The sequence below is a fragment of the Camelimonas fluminis genome, from assembly GCF_014656355.1.
GTDB classification, from domain to species: Bacteria; Pseudomonadota; Alphaproteobacteria; order Rhizobiales; family Beijerinckiaceae; genus Camelimonas; species Camelimonas fluminis.
The window spans coordinates 1-1529 of record NZ_BNCG01000130.1; the positions used below are offsets into that span (position 1 = coordinate 1).

Annotated in this window: 2 protein-coding genes; both read left to right on the top strand. The window is 59.8% G+C overall.

From position 1 onward, the window contains the following. Positions 1–81: 81 nt before the first annotated feature. Entirely contained in the window at positions 82–345 is a 264-nt protein-coding gene (locus IE243_RS22765) for a helix-turn-helix transcriptional regulator (protein ID WP_191321558.1), read from the top strand. Next, positions 329–1384: a tyrosine-type recombinase/integrase gene (locus IE243_RS22770; protein WP_210319970.1), complete on the top strand. Its 1056-nt coding sequence runs from the start codon at positions 329–331 to the stop codon at positions 1382–1384. The genes IE243_RS22765 and IE243_RS22770 overlap by 17 nt, the downstream gene beginning before the upstream one ends. Positions 1385–1529: the final 145 nt, after the last annotated feature.

The window sequence follows — 1529 nt, forward strand, 5'->3', positions numbered from 1 at the left end:
TAGTCGGACGAACTCGCTGGGCGTGACGATGTCCAGATATCTGAGAGACATGGTTCTGGCCGATCTGGAAAGGAGCACGGGATGATGGATGGCCAGTCAGCTACAGATCCGCCGCGCCTGCTCCGCAAGAAGGAAGCAGCTGCCTACTGCGGGGTTAGCACGCCAACATTCGACAAGTGGGTTGCGGCTGGGTCATTGCCGGCCGCCCTACCCGGTATCGGGCGCTGGGATCGCAACGGCATCGACGCCGCGATCAACCGTCTTAGTGGTATAGGCGCCGGCGCGGCGGCATCACCAGACGACGACTTCAGGCAATGGCTGGAGGCAAATGGTCATACGAATTGAAATGAAGGGGATTCACAGGGTCAGGAAGGCCCTCGCAAACGGCAAGACCGCAACGTACTTCTATGCTTGGCGTGGGGGGCCGCGTCTTGAAGGCAAGCCAGGAACCGCTGATTTCAAGGCTTCCTATGATCGCGCGATAGCCTCCAGGCAAGCTGTGCCGAGTGGAAATTTTTTTAGCGTCATTTCGGCATACAAGGCGTCGGGTGAATTTTCCAAGCTGGCGGCGCGCACCCGGGCGGACTATCTGCGCCATATCGCTGGGATAGAGGCAAAATTCGGGACAATGCCGCTTTCCGGCTTCTCGGAAGCGAACAAGAGAGTCACCCGCGGCGTCTTCAAATCATGGCGGGACGATCTGGCGACAAAATCCATGCGGCAGGCCGACTATGCGTGGAGCGTTCTCGGCAGGATATGCTCCTGGGGTCTGGATCGCGGGCGGGTTGCAACCAATCCATGCGAGCGCGGCGGCAGGCTCTACGAATCAGAGCGCAATGACAATGTGTGGACCGACGCGGATGAAGCGCGGTTCATCGCCAAGGCCCCGAAACACCTGCACCTGGCGCTGTTGCTGGCCGTATGGACTGGCCAGCGGCAGGGCGATCTTCTGCGCCTCACATGGTCAAATTACGATGGCACAAATATCAGATTGCGGCAGGGAAAGACCGGAAAGCGGCTGGTGGTCCCAGTCGGGGCCCCGCTGAAGTCAGCCCTGGATGCGGAGGCCTCTCGCAAGCGCGGCGCGCTCATGCTGCTGACGCGCGATGGCGAGCGGTGGACCGAAGACGGGTTCCGCTCGTCATGGGCTAAAGCATGCGCCAAGGCCGGGATTGAGGGCCTGACATTTCATGACCTGCGGGGGTCGGCGGTTACGCGGCTGGCGTTGGCTGGAGCGACCGTTCCAGAGATAGCGACATTCACAGGCCACAGCCTGAGGGACGTGGAATCCATTTTGGATAGCCACTATCTGAGCCGTGATCAGGGGCTGGCGGCAAGTGCCATTCGCAAGCTTGAAAGGCGGGGCGAGCAGCCCGAACCGTGAACGCTTACTGTAAACTGGCTGTAAACCGCCGGATCGCGTCACGGATTTCACACGTGGTTGCCGCTCGCTAACCATATGATTTTAAGGAAGAAAGCGGTTGGCTGGGGAACCTGGATTCGAACCAAGACTAACGGAGTCAGAGTCC

Excerpts from the sequence above, each read along its gene's own strand:
- IE243_RS22765 (WP_191321558.1), top strand. The coding sequence starts at position 82 with ATGATGGATGGCCAGTCAGCTACAGATCCGCCGCGCCTGCTCCGCAAG.
- IE243_RS22770 (WP_210319970.1), top strand. The coding sequence starts at position 329 with ATGGTCATACGAATTGAAATGAAGGGGATTCACAGGGTCAGGAAGGCC.